Annotated in this window: 25 protein-coding genes and 1 pseudogene; 5 read left to right on the top strand and 21 right to left on the bottom strand. The window is 32.2% G+C overall.

All coding sequences use genetic code 11. From position 1 onward, the window contains the following. Positions 1 to 69: 69 nt before the first annotated feature. A complete protein-coding gene (locus COC46_RS18350; RefSeq protein ID WP_098811361.1) occupies positions 70 to 456 on the bottom strand; it encodes a CvfD/Ygs/GSP13 family RNA-binding post-transcriptional regulator in 387 nt (128 codons plus the stop codon). Positions 457 to 786: 330 nt separating this feature from the next. On the opposite strand from COC46_RS18350, the gene COC46_RS18345 reads away from it, so the two are divergent. Continuing rightward, a complete protein-coding gene (locus tag COC46_RS18345) occupies positions 787 to 1,623 on the top strand; it encodes an alpha/beta fold hydrolase (RefSeq protein ID WP_369700068.1) in 837 nt (278 codons plus the stop codon). A 37-nt stretch (positions 1,624 to 1,660) separates the two neighbouring features. On the opposite strand, the pseudogene COC46_RS18340 reads toward COC46_RS18345, so the two are convergent. From COC46_RS18340 to kapD, 6 genes and pseudogenes are all read right to left on the bottom strand, one after another. Continuing rightward, positions 1,661 to 3,063: pseudogene (locus tag COC46_RS18340) on the bottom strand (sensor histidine kinase). Further along, positions 3,060 to 3,734 (bottom strand): response regulator transcription factor, encoded by a 675-nt coding sequence (locus COC46_RS18335; RefSeq protein ID WP_098811359.1) that lies wholly within the window; start codon positions 3,732 to 3,734, stop codon positions 3,060 to 3,062. Before COC46_RS18335 ends, COC46_RS18340 begins: the two are co-directional and overlap by 4 nt. Further along, entirely contained in the window at positions 3,727 to 4,713 is a 987-nt protein-coding gene (locus tag COC46_RS18330; protein ID WP_098811358.1) for a YncE family protein, read from the bottom strand. The genes COC46_RS18335 and COC46_RS18330 overlap by 8 nt, the downstream gene beginning before the upstream one ends. 96 nt (positions 4,714 to 4,809) lie before the next feature. After that, positions 4,810 to 5,541 carry a FixH family protein gene (locus COC46_RS18325; protein WP_098811357.1) on the bottom strand — a complete coding sequence of 244 codons (732 nt, stop codon included), beginning with the start codon at positions 5,539 to 5,541 and terminating at the stop codon, positions 4,810 to 4,812. 212 nt (positions 5,542 to 5,753) lie between these two features. Next, positions 5,754 to 5,936, bottom strand: coding sequence for a hypothetical protein (locus tag COC46_RS18320; RefSeq protein WP_098811356.1), 183 nt, complete (start codon positions 5,934 to 5,936; stop codon positions 5,754 to 5,756). A 309-nt stretch (positions 5,937 to 6,245) separates the two neighbouring features. Further along, on the bottom strand, positions 6,246 to 6,866 hold the full coding sequence (gene kapD / locus COC46_RS18315) for a 3'-5' exonuclease KapD (protein ID WP_098811355.1): 621 nt from the start codon (positions 6,864 to 6,866) through the stop codon (positions 6,246 to 6,248). Positions 6,867 to 7,107: 241 nt separating this feature from the next. On the opposite strand from kapD, the gene COC46_RS18310 reads away from it, so the two are divergent. Next, positions 7,108 to 8,979, top strand: coding sequence for a transglycosylase domain-containing protein (locus tag COC46_RS18310; RefSeq protein WP_098811354.1), 1,872 nt, complete (start codon positions 7,108 to 7,110; stop codon positions 8,977 to 8,979). Positions 8,980 to 9,036: 57 nt separating this feature from the next. On the opposite strand, the gene COC46_RS18305 is transcribed toward COC46_RS18310, so the two are convergent. From COC46_RS18305 to COC46_RS18275, 7 genes are all read right to left on the bottom strand, one after another. Continuing rightward, positions 9,037 to 9,594 carry a DUF5366 family protein gene (locus COC46_RS18305; protein WP_098811353.1) on the bottom strand — a complete coding sequence of 186 codons (558 nt, stop codon included), beginning with the start codon at positions 9,592 to 9,594 and terminating at the stop codon, positions 9,037 to 9,039. 285 nt (positions 9,595 to 9,879) lie between these two features. Continuing rightward, positions 9,880 to 10,266, bottom strand: coding sequence for a PaaI family thioesterase (locus tag COC46_RS18300; protein WP_304362837.1), 387 nt, complete (start codon positions 10,264 to 10,266; stop codon positions 9,880 to 9,882). Positions 10,267 to 10,451: 185 nt separating this feature from the next. Next, positions 10,452 to 10,913: an SRPBCC family protein gene (locus COC46_RS18295; protein WP_098811352.1), complete on the bottom strand. Its 462-nt coding sequence runs from the start codon at positions 10,911 to 10,913 to the stop codon at positions 10,452 to 10,454. 14 nt (positions 10,914 to 10,927) lie between these two features. After that, entirely contained in the window at positions 10,928 to 11,566 is a 639-nt protein-coding gene (locus tag COC46_RS18290) for a 3D domain-containing protein (RefSeq protein ID WP_369700067.1), read from the bottom strand. 84 nt (positions 11,567 to 11,650) lie between these two features. Further along, positions 11,651 to 11,968, bottom strand: coding sequence for a YuiB family protein (locus COC46_RS18285; protein ID WP_098811364.1), 318 nt, complete (start codon positions 11,966 to 11,968; stop codon positions 11,651 to 11,653). A 96-nt stretch (positions 11,969 to 12,064) separates the two neighbouring features. Next, on the bottom strand, positions 12,065 to 12,544 hold the full coding sequence (locus tag COC46_RS18280) for an NUDIX domain-containing protein (protein ID WP_098811351.1): 480 nt from the start codon (positions 12,542 to 12,544) through the stop codon (positions 12,065 to 12,067). A 175-nt stretch (positions 12,545 to 12,719) separates the two neighbouring features. Then, on the bottom strand, positions 12,720 to 13,937 hold the full coding sequence (locus tag COC46_RS18275; RefSeq protein WP_141550937.1) for an NAD(P)/FAD-dependent oxidoreductase: 1,218 nt from the start codon (positions 13,935 to 13,937) through the stop codon (positions 12,720 to 12,722). Between the two features lie 411 nt (positions 13,938 to 14,348). On the opposite strand from COC46_RS18275, the gene COC46_RS18270 reads away from it, so the two are divergent. Further along, entirely contained in the window at positions 14,349 to 15,338 is a 990-nt protein-coding gene (locus tag COC46_RS18270) for an NAD(P)/FAD-dependent oxidoreductase (protein WP_141550936.1), read from the top strand. 308 nt (positions 15,339 to 15,646) lie between these two features. On the opposite strand, the gene COC46_RS18265 is transcribed toward COC46_RS18270, so the two are convergent. The 3 genes from COC46_RS18265 to COC46_RS18255 form a co-directional block, all read right to left on the bottom strand. After that, positions 15,647 to 16,000: a HesB/IscA family protein gene (locus tag COC46_RS18265; RefSeq protein WP_098811349.1), complete on the bottom strand. Its 354-nt coding sequence runs from the start codon at positions 15,998 to 16,000 to the stop codon at positions 15,647 to 15,649. Continuing rightward, entirely contained in the window at positions 16,001 to 16,867 is an 867-nt protein-coding gene (gene dapF / locus COC46_RS18260; protein WP_098811348.1) for a diaminopimelate epimerase, read from the bottom strand. It lies immediately after the preceding gene. A 409-nt stretch (positions 16,868 to 17,276) separates the two neighbouring features. After that, entirely contained in the window at positions 17,277 to 17,513 is a 237-nt protein-coding gene (locus COC46_RS18255) for a YuzB family protein (protein WP_369700066.1), read from the bottom strand. Between the two features lie 196 nt (positions 17,514 to 17,709). Between COC46_RS18255 and COC46_RS18250 the strand changes: the two genes are divergently transcribed. Further along, complete coding sequence (locus tag COC46_RS18250; RefSeq protein WP_098811346.1) at positions 17,710 to 18,777, top strand: NAD(P)/FAD-dependent oxidoreductase; 1,068 nt, start codon at positions 17,710 to 17,712, stop codon at positions 18,775 to 18,777. 81 nt (positions 18,778 to 18,858) lie between these two features. On the opposite strand, the gene COC46_RS18245 is transcribed toward COC46_RS18250, so the two are convergent. The 3 genes from COC46_RS18245 to COC46_RS18235 form a co-directional block, all read right to left on the bottom strand. Continuing rightward, a complete protein-coding gene (locus COC46_RS18245) occupies positions 18,859 to 19,815 on the bottom strand; it encodes an SPFH domain-containing protein (RefSeq protein ID WP_255294964.1) in 957 nt (318 codons plus the stop codon). 1 nt (position 19,816) lies between these two features. After that, a complete protein-coding gene (locus tag COC46_RS18240) occupies positions 19,817 to 20,251 on the bottom strand; it encodes an NfeD family protein (protein WP_098811345.1) in 435 nt (144 codons plus the stop codon). Between the two features lie 245 nt (positions 20,252 to 20,496). Beyond that, complete coding sequence (locus COC46_RS18235; RefSeq protein WP_098811344.1) at positions 20,497 to 20,799, bottom strand: DUF1462 family protein; 303 nt, start codon at positions 20,797 to 20,799, stop codon at positions 20,497 to 20,499. A 121-nt stretch (positions 20,800 to 20,920) separates the two neighbouring features. Here COC46_RS18235 and COC46_RS18230 point away from each other — a divergent pair, with 121 nt between their 5' ends. After that, positions 20,921 to 21,148 (top strand): NifU family protein, encoded by a 228-nt coding sequence (locus tag COC46_RS18230; protein ID WP_025671774.1) that lies wholly within the window; start codon positions 20,921 to 20,923, stop codon positions 21,146 to 21,148. Positions 21,149 to 21,188: 40 nt separating this feature from the next. Here COC46_RS18230 and yutH read toward each other — a convergent pair whose 3' ends face one another. Then, positions 21,189 to 22,211, bottom strand: coding sequence for a spore coat putative kinase YutH (yutH, locus tag COC46_RS18225; protein ID WP_255294963.1), 1,023 nt, complete (start codon positions 22,209 to 22,211; stop codon positions 21,189 to 21,191). Positions 22,212 to 22,367: the final 156 nt, after the last annotated feature.

The raw sequence follows: 22,367 nt of genomic DNA, 5'->3' as shown, positions 1-22,367 counted from the left end.
CAATCAGTCTGAAAATCAAACTTTTGGGACTTTGTCTACACACTGAAAGGAAGGGTTCCCCCTTCCTTTTTAATTCGTCATATTTTCTTTCTTCATCTCAACATGAAGCCATTCATTTAATTTTTTATGCAAGGTGCTAAATCCATCTGGTTTAAGCTCTCTTAATAACCTAGCTGCATGTTTTAAATTGTCATCACCATTAAATCCTTGATCGATACTTGCTCCTTTTAAGGATAAACTTATTTTCCCTGTCATTTCATCAATAGACAGTACACGGACATTTACTAATTGCCCAACGGAAATATAGTCTCGAATATCTCGAACATATCCATTAATAATTTCGGATATATGTACTAGTCCTTGTGTTTGGTGATCAAGTGAAATAAAGGCACCATACGTTTGAATCCCTGTTACTTTACCAGTGTAAACTTTCCCAATATTGTAGTTTTGTGCCATTCAAAACACTCCTAATTTTCGTTCAATTCCACTAACTAAATTTTAGCACACACAGACCAACTTTTAAAGTTTGCATAACTTACTAACTTACTTAAATGGCACTTTACTTAAGAAATACCTTTAATGTATTATAGTCACTTTAAAGGTTGGGCTATTTCAATTATTTTAAATAATTTCCTATGTATATTAGAATTGACTAAAAACTTATAATTTAAAAGTATTTTCGCCATTTACATAACATATGGTGACATACAGAGCATTATCAAAGTAAAGAATGTATTCCTTCCGTTTGGACATAATAATCCAAAAACTTAAAGGAGAGTTTGGATGATGAATCATTCTGGAACAATACAGTCGACATATCAGGTTTCTGGACTTGATGTTTATTATGAACTTTATGGATACCATAATAGCAATAAGCAAGATTCAAAAGTATTTGTATTAATTCACGGTTTTTTGTCATCTTGCTTTAGTTATCGTAGGCTAATCCCATTTATCTCAAAAGATCATGTCGTTATCGTAATTGACCTGCCTCCATTTGGTAAAAGTGGTAAGCATTTAAATTTTAAATACTCGTATGATAACTTTGCTAATGTAGTAATCTCGCTTGTAAATCATTTGAAGCTGCAAAACATCTATTTAGTCGGACACTCTATGGGTGGACAGATCTGTTTGTATGTAACAAAAAAAGAACCGGAGCTTGTTAAAAAAGTAATTCTTTTATGTAGTTCTGGTTATTTAGGAAGAGCCAATCCCCATCTAATTATTTCATCTTATTTTCCTTTTTTTTACCTTTATGTAAAAAGGCATTTAGCAAAGCAAGGAATAATGAATTCACTAATTTCAGTCGTCCATGATCAAAATCTAATCGATGATGAAATGATAAACGGATACAAGGAACCTTTTATGCAAGATGAAATTTTCAGAGCGTTAACAAAGATGATTCGTGATCGAGAAGGAGATTTAAGTCCAACAGATTTACAAAATATATCTGTACCTGCTCTTTTAATTTGGGGTGAGAAAGATAAGGTAGTTCCACTAGAAGTTGGAGAAAGATTACATCGTGATTTAAAATATTCAACTTTATATACTTATCCAGAAGCCGGACATTTAATCCCAGAAGAAATCCCTGAACATATTTATGATCGTATATCAAATTTTATATAAATAAAAAGAGTCTCAACTTGAGACTCTTTTTTATAATTTACAATTCAAATAAAGGTAATGTAATAACAATCTTCAAACCTTTACCATCAATATTCATAAATTTTATCTTACCATTATGTTGGCCAATAATATGCTTACGATCGCCAGCCCTAATCCCGTTCCGCCTTCATTTCTAGACCTAGCTTTATCTACACGATAAAATCTTTCTCCTAAATGAGGAATCTCTTCGACTGGAATCCCCTTACCTTCGTCAATAATTTCCAAAGTTACTTGTTTATCTTGAAATAAATTTATAAAAATGTTTTTTCCTGAAGGTGTGTAACGGATTGAATTATCAAGTAAATTGTGTATCACTTGTTGAAAACGATCTGGATCAACATTAGCAATAATTGATTCATCTAAATTCTTTTGAATTTTTATATTACGTTCGATTAGTACCTGAAAATATGCTTCGATTGTATCTTCAATTAACTGTGCGACGACGTTTGGTTCTTTATTAAGTGGAAATTGCTGTCCATCTAAAGTGGCTAAATCCAGTAGATCTCTTACTAATCTTTGCATCCGACTTGCCTCTTTTTGAATGATGCCAACATATTTTAGTTGTTGTTCTTGTTTTATTACACCATCTAAAATGGCTTCGCTATATCCTTTCACATAACTTAACGGTGTTCTCAGTTCATGAGAAACATTTGCTAAGAACTCCTTCCGATTTTCATCTTCTTTTTGTAAAGAATCAGACATTGAGTTAAAAGCAATAGCTAGTTTTCCTACTTCATCACCACTTGAATATTGTATACGCTCAGTATAATCACCATTTGCCATTTTATAAGAGATTTGCTCCATTCTAGATAATGGCTTTATCATTTGTTTTATGATGCTTCTTCCAATTAAAAGAATAACGAAAGCAAATAACAATGTAGTTATCATAAAAATCCATTTTGATTGTTGGATAAGTTCAGTAATACTCCTTAAAGGTAAATGTAAATAAATTATCCCTTCAAGTTTTTCTTTTTTTACAACAGGAACAACGACACCGATTATTTGATGCTTAAATCTTTTTTCAAATCCTGTCTTTGTAATCACTTTTCCTTTTAATAGAGTTTCACGATCATCCTCAGTGATGAATGATTCATGGCTTACATTATATGGAATACATGCACTTAAATCTCTCGGATTACTTATAAATAAAACATTAGCATTTGAAACAGCATCAAATTTTGAGACGAATTTTGAAAAGTCATTAACATTATTCGCTTGATGATAGTGTTTTACTAAACTAGTACCTTCTTGAATTAAAGTTGAACGAACATATGAAACATATAATTGCTTATATGCAAACTGAAACATTAGAAAGAAAAAGATTGTTGTACAAATTACGATTAAACAGATTGTTAACCAGAGCTTTTGTAAAAACGAAAGAGAGTGTATAAATTTCTTCATCCATTTACCCCAAATTTATACCCTACTCCCCATACTGTAGAAATATAATCCGCATCCTGTCCGAGTTTAATTCTTAATGTTTTTATATGTGTGTCTACTGTTCTGGCTGTACCGAAATAATCGAAGCCCCAAACCTTTTCTAAAATTTGCTCGCGGCTAAAAACTTGATTCTGGTGCTTACAAAAAAAAAGGAGCATATCGTATTCTTTTAATGTCAGTGATAAAGGTTTGTCCGATACAAACGCATTCCTAGATTTTTCATTTATTTTGATTTGACCGATCTGTAATAAAGAAGAATCCGTATTTCTAGTTCTTCTTAAAACAGCATCGACCCTTGCAATTAATTCACCGGGGCTAAAAGGCTTTACGATATAATCATCCGCTCCCATTTTTAATCCATTTACTTTATCCCACTCTTCACCCTTTGCCGTTAAGAAAATCATTGGAACATTTGAAGTTTCTCTAATCTTTTTACAAAGCGTCCAACCATCCATGATCGGCATCATGATATCTAAAATTAATAAATCATAGTTTGAATGATATACTTTGTTTAATGCGACCTCACCATTATTTGCTTGGTCCCAACTATATCCACTATTTTCTAAATACATTCCAACCAATTGGCAAATATCTTGTTCATCATCAACAATCAATATCCTTCTTTCAATCATGACGAATTCCCTCTCTTAACAATAATTGAAAAGGTCCTCTTCCTACAGCAACTTCTTTCTCAATTTTCATTGTTGTCGTATTTATCTGGTACAACTTATTTAAATCATAGCTAGTTGCATACGCGGTATGCTTAAAGCCAATAGCCGCATATGGATTGGAACCAATTTCAATAAATTTGGTCTGATTTATTTCATGAGGATCTAACTTATAAAGTTGATTTGTACCGTGAGCAATTGTAAACAGTCCATCTTCATTTTTAAAAAATGAAATAGGCATTAAAGGTGTATGAAGGGACTTTTGCTGCTTACCAGTAATCGTTGAATATACTTTAACGTCTTCATTTTCTGTTTCACCATTCCCGTGTCCTCCAACGAGTAATTCAGTTGAATCTTTTGTTAAAATTAAGCCTACTGATGTATTCGGAACTTCAATAGTTTGTACAACCTTAAAATTATCTAAATTTATACCGATTACTTTTCTCTCGTTAAATAAACTAACAAATAATTTATGATGTATCGTATCTTCTACCATAGAAATTGGATTTCTTCCTATTTTAATTTTTTTAATAACCTCACCCTTACGATTAAAAAAAGTAATGTTATTCTTTTTTCCATTTGTTACAGCAATCATCCGATGATTCTTTAAAGAAATCATATTAGTAATGCCAACACCTACATTCCAGCTACTTATTTTGTCACCTGTTGAAAGATGATAAATATCAATAGTTGGATCTGATGGGTGATAGACTGCTATATCTTTCCCGTTTTGCAATAGTACTGCTCCACTTACATCTCTATTTAAATTCCAATCTGTTACTTTATGTAAGTCATCTAAGTTAAGGAATGTTAAACTACCTACTTTTTTATTCACTGAAATTAGTACACTTTCAGAATCCTTAATATGTGACATTCTATTTGGCACACAGCCAGTACAAAATAAGAACAGAATAATCGTGCTGACTAAAGCAATCTTTCTCAAACTATTCACCCCCATATAAGCAATTGCTTGTATTCAAGCTTTAATATAAAAGAAGCTATCCTTTTTTATCATAGATAGGATAGCCATCGTTTTTATTTAATTTACAGTAACCTCTTTTTCAGTATGGTCATGTAACTTACCTTTTTCAACATGAACCTTAACGGTATTAGTCCCTGTCTCTTTAAAGATATACTTAACTTCATATTCACCTCGTGCAACTTCTTTTGCATCTGTATAGTCATGCTTTCCATGCTCATCTTTCCAAGTTTCAATTCGCACGTTCGCTTTTTCAAGCGCTTTTCCATCATTCGTCATTAGATGAATCGTAAAAAGATTTTCTTTATTTGCATCAATATTTTCTGTACCCATTAAATGAATCATTACATCACTATGATGATTCTCTCCACTGTGAGATTCGTGCTCACTATTACTAGTTGTAGTCGTAGCAGGGATTTTAAAGTCCTTTTTAGGCATAGAATGTTGATCCCTAGCAGTAACATGGGCAATTACATAATAATCCCCTGGATCTTTAAACGTATATTTAGCAGAATAAATACCATCTGCGCCATGATTCGCATCAAGCATCGCAATACTATCTTCACCCGTTTTACCAATTTCAAATTGAACTTCATCCGCATCAGAAACAGCTTTATTATTCTGACTTACTTCAGCACGGATCGTAATTTCTTTATTTAAATTTAAATCAGCTGTTGGAAGAAGTATAGTTACATCAACTGGTTTTTCTACTACTGGTTCTTTCTTCGTTTCGTTCGAACAACCCGCGGTAATCAGTATACTTGCAATTACTAAGCTCAAAATTTTTTTCATATGTCTTACCTCCTATAATTCTACCGTGATAAACCGATTTATATCTCATTTCGATCTGATGTAGTTTTATGTATTTAGTTGATTATTGCAGTGGAAATCTACTTATAAAGCTAAAAAATTCACTAGATTAATCTATCATAAATATGTGATGAAAATGTGATGTAATTCAAAAAAAAGAGACCTTCCTTAGTAAGTCCCCATTTTGCATTATTTTATTCACGTAATGATTTTTTTTCTTTTGTTTCCATTAAATCTGTTATACGTTTTTCTTCCTTTGCCGAAGCTTTTTTAATTAAATAAAACGTAATAAAAGCACCAATCATAAAAATAATTAATGAAATAACGGCAGGTATATACTCTGATTTATCTTCAGGAAAATATAAAAACTCCATCATAGTCCCATCACTCCCATTGCCAATTATACAAACTATTCTTTAATAATCAAAGTAAAATGAAATATTGGATGTGCGATTTTTCATTAAAAATTAGTTAGTCTTGGTGATTTCCACAACAGGATACTCGCTTTCCATGGAGAGAGATTCTTGAGCTACCTTGCACTTCCCATAGGAATCGAGCACCCTTTCGTTCCAATCACCTTTCTTAATTGATCCCTTCAAACACTTTTCCATGAATAAAACTTGCCTTTAACTTCAAATTCATTTTCAACAAAATAAAAAACCAACTGATTTAAAATCAATTGGTTTTTAATATGAAGATATTCTTTTCTTTAATAATGAAAAATCAATTAAGTCACCTAGCGTTGCAGGTGCTGGTTTTTTCATATATTGCTTATCTTTTTCTACTAATTTATAAATATGATACGTCGTTAATGCATCATCTAGTGCTTTGTGGTGATTACCAGTTCCATCTTTTCCATATTCTTTCATTGCATTCCAAAGACCAGTTTGATTTTGATTACCGAAGAAAGTTTTATACTCAATACATAAATCCCTTACTTCACCATTAATTGGAAATGGTATATTTGCAGCCTCGCAATTATGTTTCAGTACTCTCATATCCATATTGCCCCAAGTAATAACTGTAGTTCGATAATTTTTTGTCGCCTCATTTAATATTTCACCAAGTTCTTTTAGCTCTATTCCTTTATCAACATTCTCTTGTGAAATATTAAGAAACCTTTTACATCTTGAGGATAACATTGGAAACTGTAGCGGTTTAACAAATGAAGAGTATGTTTGATTAATCTCTTCATTAATGACACTTACAAAACCAACTTCGATTATTTCCGGAAAAAATTTGATTCCTTTTGATTTCCCATCAGGCATTGTAAATTCAAAATCAATAAACAGGAACTGCTCTTTCATTTCCTCACCTCCAGAAAAATAAATTTTCTGATTATTACTTATTGTCTTATATGATTAAATAATATTCAAGTAAGACAAATTTCCTATTTTCAACTTATTTACTTATTTTATTAATACAACCAATTTGTGTAAAAAATAACATAAGATGCCCATGAAGATGAAAAATCGTGTTAAAATAATATACGTTCGTTTAATTAACTCTTAAACGGATTAAAAAATTGAAAGTATATAGAGGGCTATTATGAAAAAAATTATTGGATTTATTATTATTATAATAAGCTTTCTTGTCTTTTATTTCACATCTCAGCAAGCTATGATGGCATACGAGACCTCAAAACATATTCCCAAAAAGAAGGTAGAAGAACTGCCTGTTGTTTCTTTATCACAGAACAGTGTTTTTTATGATCGAAATAACAATCCTTTTTATATTCCTGCTTCTGGTGATAATAGAATAAATTTAAAAAGCAGTGAAATTCCGCAACTAGTAAAAGATATTTTTATTTCTACCGAAGATCGATATTTTTATACACATAAAGGTATTGATTTATTTGGAGTTGCTAGGGCATTTATGGTGAATGTTTCGAATAGTGGAATAGAACAAGGAGCTAGTACAATTACGCAGCAACTTTCAAGAAATTTATATTTGACTCAAGCACGTACAGTCGAACGTAAAATAAAGGAGATTCAAATCTCTTTACAACTTGAAAAGCAATATTCTAAAGATCAAATATTAGAAATGTACATTAACACAATCTATTTTGCAAATCGTAACTATGGGATTGAAGCTGCGAGTAAAGCATACTTTAGTAAATCAGCTAAAGATTTAAGCATTGCCCAAACAGCTTTCGTATGTACAATTCCAAATAACCCGACTTTATATGATCCTTTGAGAAACTTTAATAATGCTAAAAAACGCCAAGAAAGAATCTTAGGCATACTTAGAGATCAGGGAAAAATTACTGAAAAGCAATATACAGCTGCAATGAAAGAAAAAATTACGCTAAAGAAAAATAGTAAAACACAGGAATATCCTGATTATTATTCTTTAGTCGATGTTGAACTTCAAAACATTTTAAAAGGCAAAAAAGGAAAATTTAAGACTAACAAACTATCAGAAGCACAACAAAAAGAATTAAAAAAATTAAAAACTCCTGGAGAAAGAGTATTATATTTACAAAACCAAGGCTTGAAAATCTATACGAGCTTAAATCCTTCAGTACAACAGGTTACAGTCAGCGCTGTTAATCGAGGTACACTATCAACAAATACACAAGGCGCAGCAGTTGTAATTAAAAACGATACACATGAAATTATTGCAATTTCAGGAGGAAGAAACTATGAACCTCATAATCTAAATCGAGGGTTCCAGTCATATAGACAACCAGGTTCAACGATTAAACCATTATTAGTTTATGCGCCATATATCGAAACATTTGGTGCTACACCAGATACAAAAGTAAACGCAGATAACTATTGTAAAGGCACATATTGTCCTAAAAATGATAGTAAGAAAGAATATGGTGATGTTACTTTACGTACAGCGATGCAGAACTCGTATAATACGGCTGCAGTTCGATTATATGAACAACTTACACCACGCATTGGATATTCTTATATCGATAAGTTTGGTTTTAATAAGATCACGAATGAAGACCGTGTAGAACTAGGTCGCGCTCTTGGTGGCTTCAATGTTGGTATGTCACCATTGGAAATGACAGAAGCATACTCTACATTTGGAAACAACGGAGTATTCTATCAAAATAGTGCAATTAAAAAAATCACGTTGAGAGATGGTACGGTATTATACGACAATGAACCAAAATCAGTACGAGTGTACAATCCTTCAACGAACGAAACAATGAGAAGCATGTTAAACTCTGTAGTAAAAAATGGTACCGCAAGACATATCAACATGCCTTTAAACTATATCGGCGGTAAAACAGGTACAACTAACGATAATACGAATCTATGGTTCATGGGATTAACTTCTAATTATACAATTGGTACTTGGATTGGTAATGATAAACAAAGAATTCCAATTCCAAAAAATTATTCTTATCCACCTACTCAACGAATTTGGCAAAGTATCGTTGTAAATGGTCAACTATATTAATCTATAAATTAAACAAAAAAGTAGCACTTTTGATAATTTCAAAAGTGCTACTTTTTTTTAAAATGGTATTGAAGTTTTAAATTTAGCTAAAACTGTAAAAGCGCCATAAACTACTCCGCTTCCTACTAGTCCCCATACGATTAATTGGATCATAATAAAACCAATTATCCCAATAATTGTGTAGTTAGATTTTTGCTTAATTAAAAATAAGATATAAAATGCAATTACTGTTACTAGTAAAACAATAGCAATATACACGATAGATTTATTTAGAAAAATAGCAATTAATCCACCTATCAAAAAGACAAAAGAGTATTTCTTAGTTGCTAATAAGTCTACTCCCTCATTATCCTTTGAAAATAGAAGTAGAGCAAGCTGCCAGATCATATCAGAAATTAATTTGAATCCACTCAAAACTAAATAGAAAAGAAATGCAATACCTAGAAATGTAAGAATTCTAATTTCCTTCTCTGGGAGAATGTCTGTAAGCGGCTGTAGAATACCAGATACTGATAAAAAGTTTATAGTCATTTGAAAGAAGTTTAGTGTAATGGCGACCGTAAACATAATAATAGACAAAAGTGCGTTAAAACCTGTGAAATATATATTTTTCATCGAATGTCTCCTTTCTTCTCTATCTCAAGAAATTTCCAATTCAATTAAACTCCTTAAATAGAGGATGTCTCACTTATCTTCGAAAATTTTATATACACAACTTAATTATTTTACCATAAGTTTAAGCTAAAATTGATGAGTTTCTATTTTTCTTTATAGAAAAAATCTTTTAAAATTTCATTTTTAATCTGCTCGGTTCAAAAGCGACTTGCAAGCAATGAGCTTCAAGCGATATTACATAAAAAAACTGTTAAATTACACTCGTAATTTAACAGTTCCTTAAAATTAATTTCGTTTATCTTTAATGGCAACTGTGCATCTCGAAATACAAATTAACTGTTCATCTTCAGAATAAATTTTAATATCCCAAACCATTGTCGTTTTACCCGTGTGTACTGCAGTTCCGATAGCTGTTACAACACCATCACGGACAGAACGTAAATGATTTGCGTTTATTTCAAGACCAAAAGCAAGTTGATTCTCTTGATCAATCATAGAAAATGTCCCTACACTTGCAACCGTTTCAGCCAAAGCAACTGAAGCACCGCCGTGTAAATACCCGAATGGTTGATGTACTTTTTCAGTTACCTCCATTTTCATAACTACTTTACCTTCTTCAACAGACTCAATCGTCATGCCAAGTGCATGCATTAAGGTCATTTTCTCTTCCATTACTCCTCCGCCTCTCGATTAAAGCTCCATACATAAAAAAATATTTGTTTACTATCTCTATTTTATAATAAAATTTCACTTATTTTAAATTCGAGCAAATCAAAAGAATATCCTTTTATTCATAAAAATATCCTTATTTAACGTTGCAAACCCCTTGCTATTTATAAAAGCAAGGGGCTTTTTGTTTATAGTAAACCGTCAAAACGTTCTTCTGCATATTTTTTTAAGCTACTCATTTGTTTTACTAAAATTCGTTTTGTGAACCAACTAAATAAAAAGCCCATCATTTTAGAAACGATAGAGTGCATTTCCAACCTGCACTCATAATCTAACCGTGTGAGATTGGTTCCTTCAGAATGAAAGCGATAGATTGCCTCTACCGTAAAAGTTGAATGTTTTAAACGTACACCCAATTCTTTTGGTGGCACATAAGATATTATTTCCCCTTCGTATTCTTGAATTTTTCCGCCTTCTTTTAACTTTTGCTTAAACTTATGTCCAACCGGATTTTCTCTATTGAAATTTTCGTCATACGTATTCTCTATAAAACCATCCATCCACTTTTTTATATGCTTATCCGAGTCAACCACCTCAAAAACGGCTTCAATCGGTGCACTAATGACTAAGCTATAATTTGTTATTGTCATAATAATTCTCCAACTTAATTCTTTGATTGCTGTCTAAATACTTGTAACGAGTTTTGTTCATTCAATCCTTTTAGATCTGATTCAGTAAATCTTCCAGATCCTTGTTTTATAATATAAACAGTTAATTTCTTCTTTCCCCAATGCTCAAATACATCTCCAACGGTTTGAAAATATAAATCCAAGTGATGTCCTTTAACGGCTGCTCCTTTATCAGCTACGACGCCATAACCGTATCCAGGAATAAATAATATCGTTCCAATCGGAAAGATATTTAAGTCAGCTGCTATAGTTGAAAATAAATCCCTCTTTACTTCCACACCTGAATAAGTAATTCCGTATGAATGGTCCTTGGGACTTTTCCCTGTCGACTCTCTTCCAGCTGTATAACCTGTTGCAGTAACTGTTACCTTTTTATAATGATTCCAATTCGTATTATGTTCGATGTTTTTTGCCATTGTTTTCATTATGCTTTCATTTGTAACCTTTGATTTATTTTCTTCAGCAAATACTTTATTGATTACAATAGCGTCACTAAACCAATCCTTTATAGTAGCTATTTGAACATTCGCAAGGATTTTATAAGACGAAAACAAAGCAATAATGAATAAAATAGATAAAATAACTCGACTAAATAATTTTTTACTTATACCCAATGAATTATTTCACTCCTTTTCATCTTTTCATCTTTCCCTAAAACAAAAAAATTATAAAAAAAACTTTCTCATACAAAGAGAAAGTTAGAACATTTGATATCCATTTTTTCTTAACGAAAGAATTACAACGCCTGACATAATCGCTCCTACTAAACCTGCTGTTAATATAACAATATCACCAGTGCCTACTCCCATTAGATTTGTTTTTAATGTCTCAAATGCAGTAGAAGTATTAGTAAAATACTTTACCGTACTAATCTTGTCCACGATCATAACGATCAAAAGTGGATAGATTACTACCATAAACCAAGTTGTTCGAAAAAGCATATTTGCTAGGAAACCGATTCCAAATGCTAATACGAAAAATAACAATATTGAAATTAGTAAAACTGGAATACTCATCACCATATAAAAAACACACCCCACATTTTTTCTATATACAGTGTAAAACCTTCTTGTCTTATCGTCAATTTTCAAACTATTAAAATTATTTAAAAATTATTTAATAAAATGATAGGTTGTATATTGAAACTGATCTCCTGGGTTTAAACCTTCAACGACTTCCATTGGTTTATTAGGAGGATTTTGAATTAAGTATTTAATTAATAAAGAAGAAGTAGGATCTTTTAGTAGCTCTTCCTCTGAAATAAATTGTGCATCTGATAACTCCTCTTCTTGAATCGAGATGCTTGTATCATCTGCTTGTAATAAGAAAATTAACATATTATCACTGATTTCTTCACGAATTACACCAGTTCTTACACCAATTAAACCAATTAAAGTTGGGTTTACACCAGTTTCCTCTTTAATCTCTCTTAACACTGCTTGGTCAACAGTCTCGTCTTGATTTACAAAACCTGCTGGTAATGACCATAAGCCCTTTAAACCACTATATTTTTTCTTTACAACTAACCATCTTCCGTCAGAGTCTTTCACTAACCCTGCTACTCCTAGCCATACACTGCCTCTTTTACTCATCATTATGACCACCTTTTCGATAAAGAAAACTCGCCGATTGGCGATCCTTTAGACAAAGACATGAGACGTAGTTGCACTTATCCTAAACACTTAAAATTGGAAACTACGTCAACTTCCTGCTGTCAATTTACACAATGTACAAAGAAAAAGCTCGACTTAAGTCGAGCTATTCTACTTATAGAAAGTTTAATTTACCTTTTTTAAGAACTAACATTGGTCCACCAAGTACAAATAAATAACGGTTATCGATTACTTTTTTCATAAATGAAGCTTTCCAACCAGTTAATTTTTTACCGTAAACTACGCCAATTGCATCATCATGTCCTAATGAACATACTGTACCTTTAATATCTGGTGTGAACTCTTCTAATTCACCTTTTCCACGAACTAATACTGCTAAGTTGTGTGCAACATTAAATCCTTGTTGAATTGCAATTTGTGCTGTTGGTGGGTATGGACGGTTACTTGCTTCGTCAATTAATAAAGCAGAATCACCAACGATAAATACATCATCATATCCAGGAACGCGCATATCTTTTGTAACTTTTACACGTCCACGCATAGCTTCAAAACCAGCTTGCTCTACTAATGCATTTCCACGTACACCTGCAGCCCATACAACTGTTGCAGAGTTAATTTTTTCTTCTACATCACCTTTAGCAACGATGATTCCTTCTGCCGTACATTCTTTAATAGCTGTACCAATTTTGAATTCTACACCTTTTTTCTCTAATTGAGAAACAGCATAGTCTACTAATTCAGGATCAAATCCTGGTAATACCATTGGAGCAGCTTCTACACAAATAATACGAACTAAATCACGATCGATATCGTATTCTTTGCATAATTCTGGAACACGGTTAGCAAGTTCACCAACAAATTCAATACCAGTAAATCCAGCACCACCAACGATAATCGTTAATAAATCATCACGTTTTTCAACTGGAGTGTTGTAGTATTTAGAAAAGCTGTAATCAATATGCTCACGAATTTGACGAGCAGCATTGATGTTAGCAATTGAGAATGCATGTTCTTTTAATCCTTTAATTCCAAAAGTTTCTGACTCAAAACCAAGTCCAACTACTAAATAATCATAGTCTAATTCGCCGTTAGAAAGTAATACTTTCTTCTCTTCAGGTTTGATTTGAGTAACAGTATCTTGAATAAAGTTAATTTTATCTTGATTAATCACGTCTTTAATATCAAGACGTGTACGGTCATGGTGTAATGTACCTGCTGCATTTTCATGTAACCATGTTGCTTGGTAATGGTAGCTGTTTTTATTTACTAGTGTAATGTCCGCTTCATTTGCAGATAATGTTTTTTGAAGTCGAGTTGCAGTAATAATTCCACCATACCCAGCTCCAAGGATTACAATCTTAGGCTTATTCATGATATACATACCATCCTTTTAAATTATATTAAGTACCTACAATTTGCCAGATATGTCTAAATTTATAACTTAGCTCAATAGTGAGCAATCTAACTCATTATAAATTAGTACATAAGTGAGCAAACGATTATATAGGGATATTTGTCTAATTATTTCGTAAAAATTGTCACAAAATGTTAACAATTAGCCTATAACAATATTAAAGTTTTTTGTATAAGATTTCAAGCATAATCTAAACGCTAGAATTCTCAAAATATTAAGCTAAATTAATTATTTCTTGATTCATCCCCCAGCTAGACAGCAGTAAATTCTATAATAATTCAATGACCTTTTTTAATTTTAACAGTATAAAATATGATATTATTCTATTATAGATGACAAGCATTTATACATAAGGGGGATATTCCGTTTATGAAAGACAATAAAGTATATGATATTACGATTATTGGTGGCGGACCTGTTGGTTTATTCACTGCTTTTTATGGTGGAATGAGACAAGCTAGTGTAAAAATCATTGAAAGCTTACCACAACTTGGTGGGCAATTATCTGCACTTTACCCAGAAAAATACATTTATGATGTAGCTGGCTTCCCGAAAGTACGTGCTCAAGAATTAATTAATAACTTAAAAGAGCAAATGAAAAAATTTAATCCTACCGTATGTTTAGAGCAATCAGTTCAAACAATTACAAAAGGTGAAGATGGTGTATTCCATTTAGTTTGTAATGATGGATTTGAGCACTATACAAAAGCAATTATCATTACTGCAGGAAATGGTGCATTCCAACCCCGTAAACTTGAAATCGATGGTTCTATAAGATTTGATAAAGCAAACTTACATTACTTCGTTGATGACATGAATAAATTTACTGGTAAACGAGTTGTTGTTTTCGGCGGCGGAGATTCTGCTGTAGACTGGTCATTAATGCTTGAGCCAATCGCTGAAAAAGTAACATTAGTTCACCGTCGTGATAAATTTAGAGCTCATGAGCACAGTGTTGAAAACTTAATGAAATCTAAGGTCGAAGTAACAACTCCTTGGGTTCCAGTTTCAATCATTGGTAAAGAGCGTATTGAGAAAGTTATTCTTCAAAATGCAAAAACAAAAGAGCGTCTAGAAATTGAAGTAGATGATGTAATCGTTAACTACGGTTTCGTTTCTTCTTTAGGACCTATTAAAAATTGGGGCTTAAAGATCGAAAAGAATAACATTGTTGTAAACTCACGCATGGAAACAAATATTCCAGGTATTTATGCTGCTGGGGATATTTGTACATATGATGGAAAAGTTAAATTAATTGCTTCTGGTTTTGGTGAAGCACCAACAGCAATCAATCATGCGAAAACATATATTGATCCAACTGCGAAAGTACAACCAGGTCATAGTTCTTCAATGTTCTAAACATAAAATTCAGATCAGTAAGGAACTGTCTAGTATAGGCAGTCTTTTTAAAATACAATTTGTGATACATTGAACAATATATCGCATACTTCGTGAATCATTTCACAACCATCTGCTAAAAAAATCAGTTCATTTTTTTATCTACACTATATAATAGTACTCAATTTCAAAAAAGATTCAACAATTTAACCTAAATTTGTAAAAATATTAACAAATAAGAAAATAGTCTAGTTTGTTTAATAGAAAAAATAGGATACAAAAGTATCCTATTCAGAAGAAAAAATAGTTTGTTTTTAAGACTGTCTTGATTAGCACTCTTCAGGAGTACCAGAATTCGTAGCTGTTCTAAAACTAGAACCACAGCCACATGATGCGATTGCATTAGGATTATCGATTGTAAATCCTCCACCTAATAATGATTCTTTAAAATCAATAACAACACCTTTTAAAATAGGAGCACTTTCATTATCAATTAAAAACTTAATTCCATGATATTCTAATTCTGTGTCATCATCATTTTTTTGTGGATCGAATCCAAGACCATATGAAAGACCAGAACAGCCTCCCCCTTTTACACCAATGCGAACAAAAGTATTTTGATCATCTTCGTTTTCAATCATTTCTTTTATTTTTAATCCTGCTTGTTCAGTAACTGTAATCATTTATTTCACTCCTCTTTGAGTATAGTATATGCCTTCTGTTATTGTAACTGCTGGGCCTTTCATCCATACATCCCCATCAGTAGACCAAGTAATTTGTAAGTCGCCACCTTGAAGGTGAACCGTTATCGCTTCATCTCGTTGATATTTACCATCTTGTATCATAGCAACTACTGCAGCACAAGCCCCTGTTCCACAAGCTTGAGTAACTCCAGAACCTCTTTCCCATACAACGAAATTTATCTCATTATGCGGCAAACATTCAATAAATTCAACATTTACGCTTTCTGGAAATAATTTATGTTTTTCAACAATTGGGCCTAACGTCGTTAATGGTGCTTTTTTAATGTCACTTACTTCAAAAACAGCATGTGGATTTCCCATCGAAACACCTGAGAACTCATAGCTTTTTTCTTCAAATAAAATTTGGTCCTTTGCATATTCCTGTTCATTACCAATCATCGGAATTAGAGATCTTTGAAATATAGGTTTCCCCATATTAACAGTTACTTGATTCACAATATCATTTTCTACATGTACAGTCGCGTTAACAATTGTACTAATTGTTTCAATTGTAAAAGAAGTATTCCTTACAATTCCATGTTCAAATGCATATTTTGCTACACATCTTAAACCATTACCACAATTTTTAGCTTCTGAACCATCATTGTTAAATACTCGCATTTTTACATTTGCAACATCTGATGGACAAATCAGAATCATTCCATCACTACCAATACCTGTATTAATATTCGAAACATCCACTGCAAGATTAGCAAGTTCTTCTTCTCTAATTTTTTCTTCAAACATATTTACATAAATATAGTTATTTCCTAGTCCATGCATTTTTGTATAACGAAAAGAATTCATTTACATGACTCCTTACTTTTTTTATTAATACAAGTATAAAATTTAAATGAATTGAGCACAATAAGAACATCCCCCGTTTCTCGATATAGAAACATTTTAAGAGCTTTCACTTAAGTGAATGCTCATTTTTTTTTGTTCTTATAATTTGTTACAAATAATCAAATATAGTTTACGCGAAAATTAAAAAATTGATAGTGTTACAAAACAATGAATGATACTTTTTACCTTTTATGGAAATATTTAAGAAAAGAGTTTTATTGAAGGAAATAAAACTTTATGAGGAAAAGAGTCAATGCAAGGATTTTTGTAAGAGGATTTTACATGCTCATAAATTCAACTATTCACTGCGGAAAGAATATTGTTGAATATACGAACATAAAAAAACACTGTTAAATTTTAACAGTGCTTCTTATATTAACATATTTTCTTCTAAGAAAATATAAATATTATCTACTAGCTCAGATGCAGTTTCACCGGTTACTACTTCCCCTTCAACTAGTGCAAAAAGTGATAGACTACATTTTCCACAATATCCAAGGCAGCCATATTCTAGTACGTCTAGATTTGGATCACGTTCAAGCTGTTCTAATGCTTTTTGTGCACCATCTGCTAGGTTTTTTATACAAAATTCGACTAATGGTCTCACTATTTTTCACTCCTTGCTCCTCATAAACTTACTCTTTTTTTTTAAAAACGTCAATGCTTTTGAGAATAAATGGAATGAGCTTTATTTTACCGAGTTAGGCGTTGTTATTTTAGCATAAAATATATATAATATAATTGTCGAAAAATAGAAAATTTTTTTCATTCAACGCTAATAAAACTAAAGGGGAACATCAACTATGAAAAACCTCGTATTACTAGGAGCCGGATATGGAAATATTCGTGTTTTGTCACGTCTATTAACATCTGATTTGCCTGAGGATGTTCAAATCACATTGATCGATCGAAATTCTTTTCACTGCTTTAAAACTGAGTATTATGCAATAGTTGCAGGTACGGTTCCGGAGCAACACATTAGAATTCCATTACCAACTCATGAGAAGTTAAAAGTTGTATATGGGAATATTACAACAATTGATACGGCAAACAAGAAAGTCGAATTAAACAATGGAAAATCAGTTTCTTACGATGATTTAATTATTGGTTTAGGTTGTGAGGATAAGTACCATAATGTACCTGGTGCACAGGAACATACTTATAGTATTCAAACAATTGAAAAAACTAGATGTGCATATGATCATGTTAACAGTCTACCTCCTAATTCAGTAATCGGTGTTGTAGGTGCTGGTTTAAGTGGTGTAGAAGTAGCTAGTGAACTAAGAGAAAGTAGAAGTGATTTACAGATTTTACTTTTTGACCGTGGAAGCCGTATTTTATCGATGTTTCCTGAAAAGCTTAGTTATTATGTTCAAAATTGGTTTATTGAGCATGATGTTAAAATTATTAGCAATTCAAACATTACTAAAGTTGAGCAAAATACATTGTATAATCATAATGAAGAAATTCATTGTGATGCTGTTATTTGGACAGCGGGGATTCAACCAGTTGAAGTTGTCCGAAATTTAGACGTAGAAAAAGACAATACAGGAAGAGTCGTTGTAACAAAATATCATCACATGCCGAATGATGAACATGTTTATGTAGTTGGAGATTGTGCTTCATTACCTTATGCACCTTCAGCACAGCTTGCAGAAGCTCAAGCTGAACAAATCGTAATGGTTTTACAAAAAAAATGGAAGGGCGAAGAACTTCCAGAAGTAATGCCACAAATAAAATTAAAAGGTATTATGGGCTCATTAGGTAAAAAACATGGTTTTGGTCTATTCAATGAACGCCCACTACTCGGACGAGTTCCAAGACTAATTAAGTCAGGAATCTTGTGGTTATATAAATATCACAATGGTTGATTAAAAAATCATTTTTTTAGTTTTGACTATAAAAAAAGCCCCTTAGCAACTTTGTTAAGGGGCCATTTTTTATGATCCAGTTTAGTCAGGCTTAATTACTTCCTTTACACTTTCAACCATTCCTAAAAGCTTTGTTGCATCTGATGGTATAACAAGTTTTGATGCATGACCATAAGCTACCTTTTCTAGAGCTTCCATCGAACGTAATTGAACCATTTCTTTTGTTGGTTGTGCATTTCTCCAAACGTCTAATACAAGTTGTTCTCCTCTAGCTTTTGCTTCAGCAAGTTTAATAATTGCTTCCGCTTCCCCTTCAGCACGTAAAACTTGGGAATCTTTATCTCCACGAGCTTTTTCAACTTGGCTCAAACGTTCACCTTCAGCTTCAAGAATTTTGGATTGCTTTTCCCCTTCAGCCTTTAGGATTTTCGATTCTTTTTCACCTTGTGCATTTAATACCTTTTCACGACGTGTACGCTCAGCTTGCATCTGACGCTCCATCGCATTTTGTATATCTATAGGTGGAATAATATTACGGATCTCTACTCGATTAACCTTCATTCCCCATTTATCCGTTGCTTGGTCAAGAATTGCTCGAAGTTTATTATTAACAGTATCACGACTTGTTAATGTTTCGTCTAAATCTAATTCCCCGATTAAGTTACGTAAAGTTGTTGCAGTTAAATTTGAAATGGCTGATAGTGGATTAGCTATTTCGTATTCATGACGGACAACATCTGTAACTTGATAAAAAACAACTGAGTCTACTTGGATACTAACATTATCTTTTGTAATCATTGACTGTGGTGGAAAATCTACAACAGTCTCACGCAATGTTTTTTTACTAGCTACGCGTTCAATAAATGGGATAACAATATGAATCCCACTCTCTAATTTCCGATGGTACTTTCCTAATCTCTCCACTAGATATACTTCAGATTGTCTTACAATACGAATACTTGATAACAACAATAATATTACGAATAAAACAACAATACCAGTAATAATTGGACCAACCATAGAGCCTACATCAGACATATCATTTCTCCTCAATAAGTTTATTTGTCACATACAAAGTTGCGCCTTCTATTTTTGTTACAACTACCTTTTCATTTAAAATTAATGGATCTGTCGAACGGATTGTCCATTCATCACCATAAACTTTAGTCGTACCTACTGTATCATCAACAACTTCTACAGAAGCTACGATGAGCTCTTTGCCAATTAAAGAATTCACTCCGTTTTCGATCGTTTTTTGTTGGTGAATTCGCTTAGCAAATTTCTTTGTACTAAGCCATAAAATTAGTGCACTGATAATAAAAACAATAAAAGTAAAGGTGTTTGAATCTGTTAAATAATTTACAACTGATGCTAGAATGCTCGCAATACCAATCCATAGGAATACAAAAGTTAATGAAAACATTTCTATAATAATTAATAAAACCCCAATTACAAATAAGTAAATCGCAACCATTCCACCCCTCCTCCCAGTTCTATATATATGCCAAAAATTGTAATTTATTTTACACTTCTATTTTATCATGTAAATTTATGGATATTGCATAAAAATAGTGAATTTTATTAAAACTTTTTAATTTTAAATACGAAAACCTTATTACTTTAAAAAAATCCTTTTATTACAACAAACTAAACCACAAAATTAGAAATGGGATTAATCAATAAAAAACCCCTTACATTTATGCAAGGAGTTTAGAATCATTATTGTTCAATTGCGTTATAAACATCTTTTAACTTTGGATTTCCTTCACCAACAACATTTCCATTAACTAATACAACTGGATAGAAAAACTCATCATTTCTTACACGTTCAGCAAAATCTTCTTTTTCATTATTCTCTACATTAAAAATATCAATGTATTGGAAATCAAACGCTAAGTCGGGATACTTTCTGTTAAGTGCAGCTTGAAGCCATTCAAAAGTTTCAATTGACGATGGCATCCCTACACAACTTGCACAAATTACTTCAGCTCCAAAAACTTCCACTAAAATTTTATTACTCATTTTCTCCTCCTAGCATACAATAAATGTGTGTCCAAAATAAATTCAAACACACAAAGTACTCTGTAATAGATTTTTTCCTCTTAACTGATTATAATAAAATTAGTGAAAGGAGTCGATATGAATGGACATGAAAGAACAAGTACAAGAAGTTTTAGATAAATTAAGACCGTTTTTACTACGCGATGGTGGAGACGTTGATTTAGTTGATATTGAGGACGGCATTGTTAAGCTTCGCCTTTTAGGTGCATGTGGTAGCTGCCCAAGTTCAACGATCACATTAAAAGCTGGTATTGAGCGAGCTTTATTAGAAGAAGTGCCTGGCGTAATTGAGGTAGAGCAAGTATTCTAATATATTTTCAATACAAAAAGAGAGGGGTTCCCCTCTCTTTTTATTTTAGCCAATTAATTTCGCGAATCCCTAGCTTAGCAGTTGGTAAACCAATTAAGTCATAAAACCCACCTAAAAACGATTCAAATTCACTTGTGTTTTCAAGGTAAGTAACTAGCTTCCGCTCATATCTCTTCCTATCAGTATCACTCCTAGCCAAATAGTATCCTTCAATTGTTTCAAAATAATGTACCGGAAAAAGAAGTCTCGCAAAAAGTAAACGCCATGCAAAAGTAGATAACGGACTTTTCTTTTCATAACCATAAAAAAATGAAAGGATTTTCTTTTGATAATTATCTCGATTCTCTAAGTACTCATCTCTAACCCACTCAGCAAGGTCTCGACTTGGATGATCATAAATCCATTCAGTAGGAACTTTCGCAAAATGAATTTCCTTCAGTCTTCTTTCAGTCATTTTTTGGTGACAAATAGTAGCAGCATCCACAATTTGAGGAGAATCATCTAATTCAGTGTCTACAACATATTGGATTGCGTTTTCAGTCATACCTAGATAATAAGGAAAAGATTCAATAAAAATTTGTTCGAAAAAATTTTCAGGGTGACTATTCACTTTATTTTGCCAAAACCTTTCTAATTGCTCTAAACGCTTTTCCCATAAATTTTTCCATTGCCCGATTCTATTTAATCTTTTCAATTCATCTGAATACTTTTTCCCTCTTAAATGGAAAGTTGCTAATTCTTCACCATAATTATTACTGCGTTCATTCTGCCTGTTACTTTTAAATAAAGAATAATTATTTCCATCAATTTTACTCACATAGTACCCTTGAACATTTTGAACAAAGGTTGCGACAGATTGATCTCCAGTTGAGCTCATAAAATCACTTAAGCTTTTCATTTCCTGTAAATCGTCTTCCTTTAAATTTCCAATAGGTGCAAGAAAATACACCCTATTCCGCTGCCAAAACATGTAATACGACTGTACTTGAAGTAATTCAGCTGGTTGAATTTGATAATGATGAAACATGTCTTGAATGATGTTTTGGTTGCGAATAAACATCATCACTCACATCCTTCTATACCTACTTATTAATATATATGTAACAAATCCAAAAACCTGTACCATACTTTTCACTTTCAATAGATAAACCGAATGGCCATACACAAAAAAGGAGAAAATGACGTAGTATATTAGAAAAGTGTAGGCGGGTTGATCAGA

Source organism: Bacillus sp. AFS041924 (genome assembly GCF_002577195.1).
Classification (GTDB): domain Bacteria; phylum Bacillota; class Bacilli; order Bacillales; family Bacillaceae_G; genus Gottfriedia.
Note: the sequence above shows the minus strand (reverse complement) of the source record. Positions and strands in the feature narration are given on the sequence as shown.

Excerpts from the sequence above, each read along its gene's own strand:
- COC46_RS18300 (WP_304362837.1), bottom strand. The coding sequence starts at position 10,266 with ATGGAAGAGAAAATGACCTTAATGCATGCACTTGGCATGACGATTGAG.
- COC46_RS18250 (WP_098811346.1), top strand. The coding sequence starts at position 17,710 with ATGAAAAACCTCGTATTACTAGGAGCCGGATATGGAAATATTCGTGTT.
- dapF (WP_098811348.1), bottom strand. The coding sequence starts at position 16,867 with ATGAATTCTTTTCGTTATACAAAAATGCATGGACTAGGAAATAACTAT.
- COC46_RS18335 (WP_098811359.1), bottom strand. The coding sequence starts at position 3,734 with ATGATTGAAAGAAGGATATTGATTGTTGATGATGAACAAGATATTTGC.
- COC46_RS18270 (WP_141550936.1), top strand. The coding sequence starts at position 14,349 with ATGAAAGACAATAAAGTATATGATATTACGATTATTGGTGGCGGACCT.
- COC46_RS18230 (WP_025671774.1), top strand. The coding sequence starts at position 20,921 with ATGGACATGAAAGAACAAGTACAAGAAGTTTTAGATAAATTAAGACCG.
- COC46_RS18235 (WP_098811344.1), bottom strand. The coding sequence starts at position 20,799 with ATGAGTAATAAAATTTTAGTGGAAGTTTTTGGAGCTGAAGTAATTTGT.
- COC46_RS18305 (WP_098811353.1), bottom strand. The coding sequence starts at position 9,594 with ATGAAAAATATATATTTCACAGGTTTTAACGCACTTTTGTCTATTATT.
- COC46_RS18285 (WP_098811364.1), bottom strand. The coding sequence starts at position 11,968 with ATGAGTATTCCAGTTTTACTAATTTCAATATTGTTATTTTTCGTATTA.
- COC46_RS18325 (WP_098811357.1), bottom strand. The coding sequence starts at position 5,541 with ATGAAAAAAATTTTGAGCTTAGTAATTGCAAGTATACTGATTACCGCG.
- COC46_RS18350 (WP_098811361.1), bottom strand. The coding sequence starts at position 456 with ATGGCACAAAACTACAATATTGGGAAAGTTTACACTGGTAAAGTAACA.
- COC46_RS18280 (WP_098811351.1), bottom strand. The coding sequence starts at position 12,544 with ATGAGTAAAAGAGGCAGTGTATGGCTAGGAGTAGCAGGGTTAGTGAAA.
- kapD (WP_098811355.1), bottom strand. The coding sequence starts at position 6,866 with ATGAAAGAGCAGTTCCTGTTTATTGATTTTGAATTTACAATGCCTGAT.
- COC46_RS18295 (WP_098811352.1), bottom strand. The coding sequence starts at position 10,913 with ATGACAATAACAAATTATAGCTTAGTCATTAGTGCACCGATTGAAGCC.
- COC46_RS18275 (WP_141550937.1), bottom strand. The coding sequence starts at position 13,937 with ATGAATAAGCCTAAGATTGTAATCCTTGGAGCTGGGTATGGTGGAATT.
- COC46_RS18245 (WP_255294964.1), bottom strand. The coding sequence starts at position 19,815 with ATGTCTGATGTAGGCTCTATGGTTGGTCCAATTATTACTGGTATTGTT.
- COC46_RS18345 (WP_369700068.1), top strand. The coding sequence starts at position 787 with ATGAATCATTCTGGAACAATACAGTCGACATATCAGGTTTCTGGACTT.
- yutH (WP_255294963.1), bottom strand. The coding sequence starts at position 22,211 with ATGATGTTTATTCGCAACCAAAACATCATTCAAGACATGTTTCATCAT.
- COC46_RS18320 (WP_098811356.1), bottom strand. The coding sequence starts at position 5,936 with ATGATGGAGTTTTTATATTTTCCTGAAGATAAATCAGAGTATATACCT.
- COC46_RS18240 (WP_098811345.1), bottom strand. The coding sequence starts at position 20,251 with ATGGTTGCGATTTACTTATTTGTAATTGGGGTTTTATTAATTATTATA.
- COC46_RS18265 (WP_098811349.1), bottom strand. The coding sequence starts at position 16,000 with ATGATTACAGTTACTGAACAAGCAGGATTAAAAATAAAAGAAATGATT.
- COC46_RS18310 (WP_098811354.1), top strand. The coding sequence starts at position 7,108 with ATGAAAAAAATTATTGGATTTATTATTATTATAATAAGCTTTCTTGTC.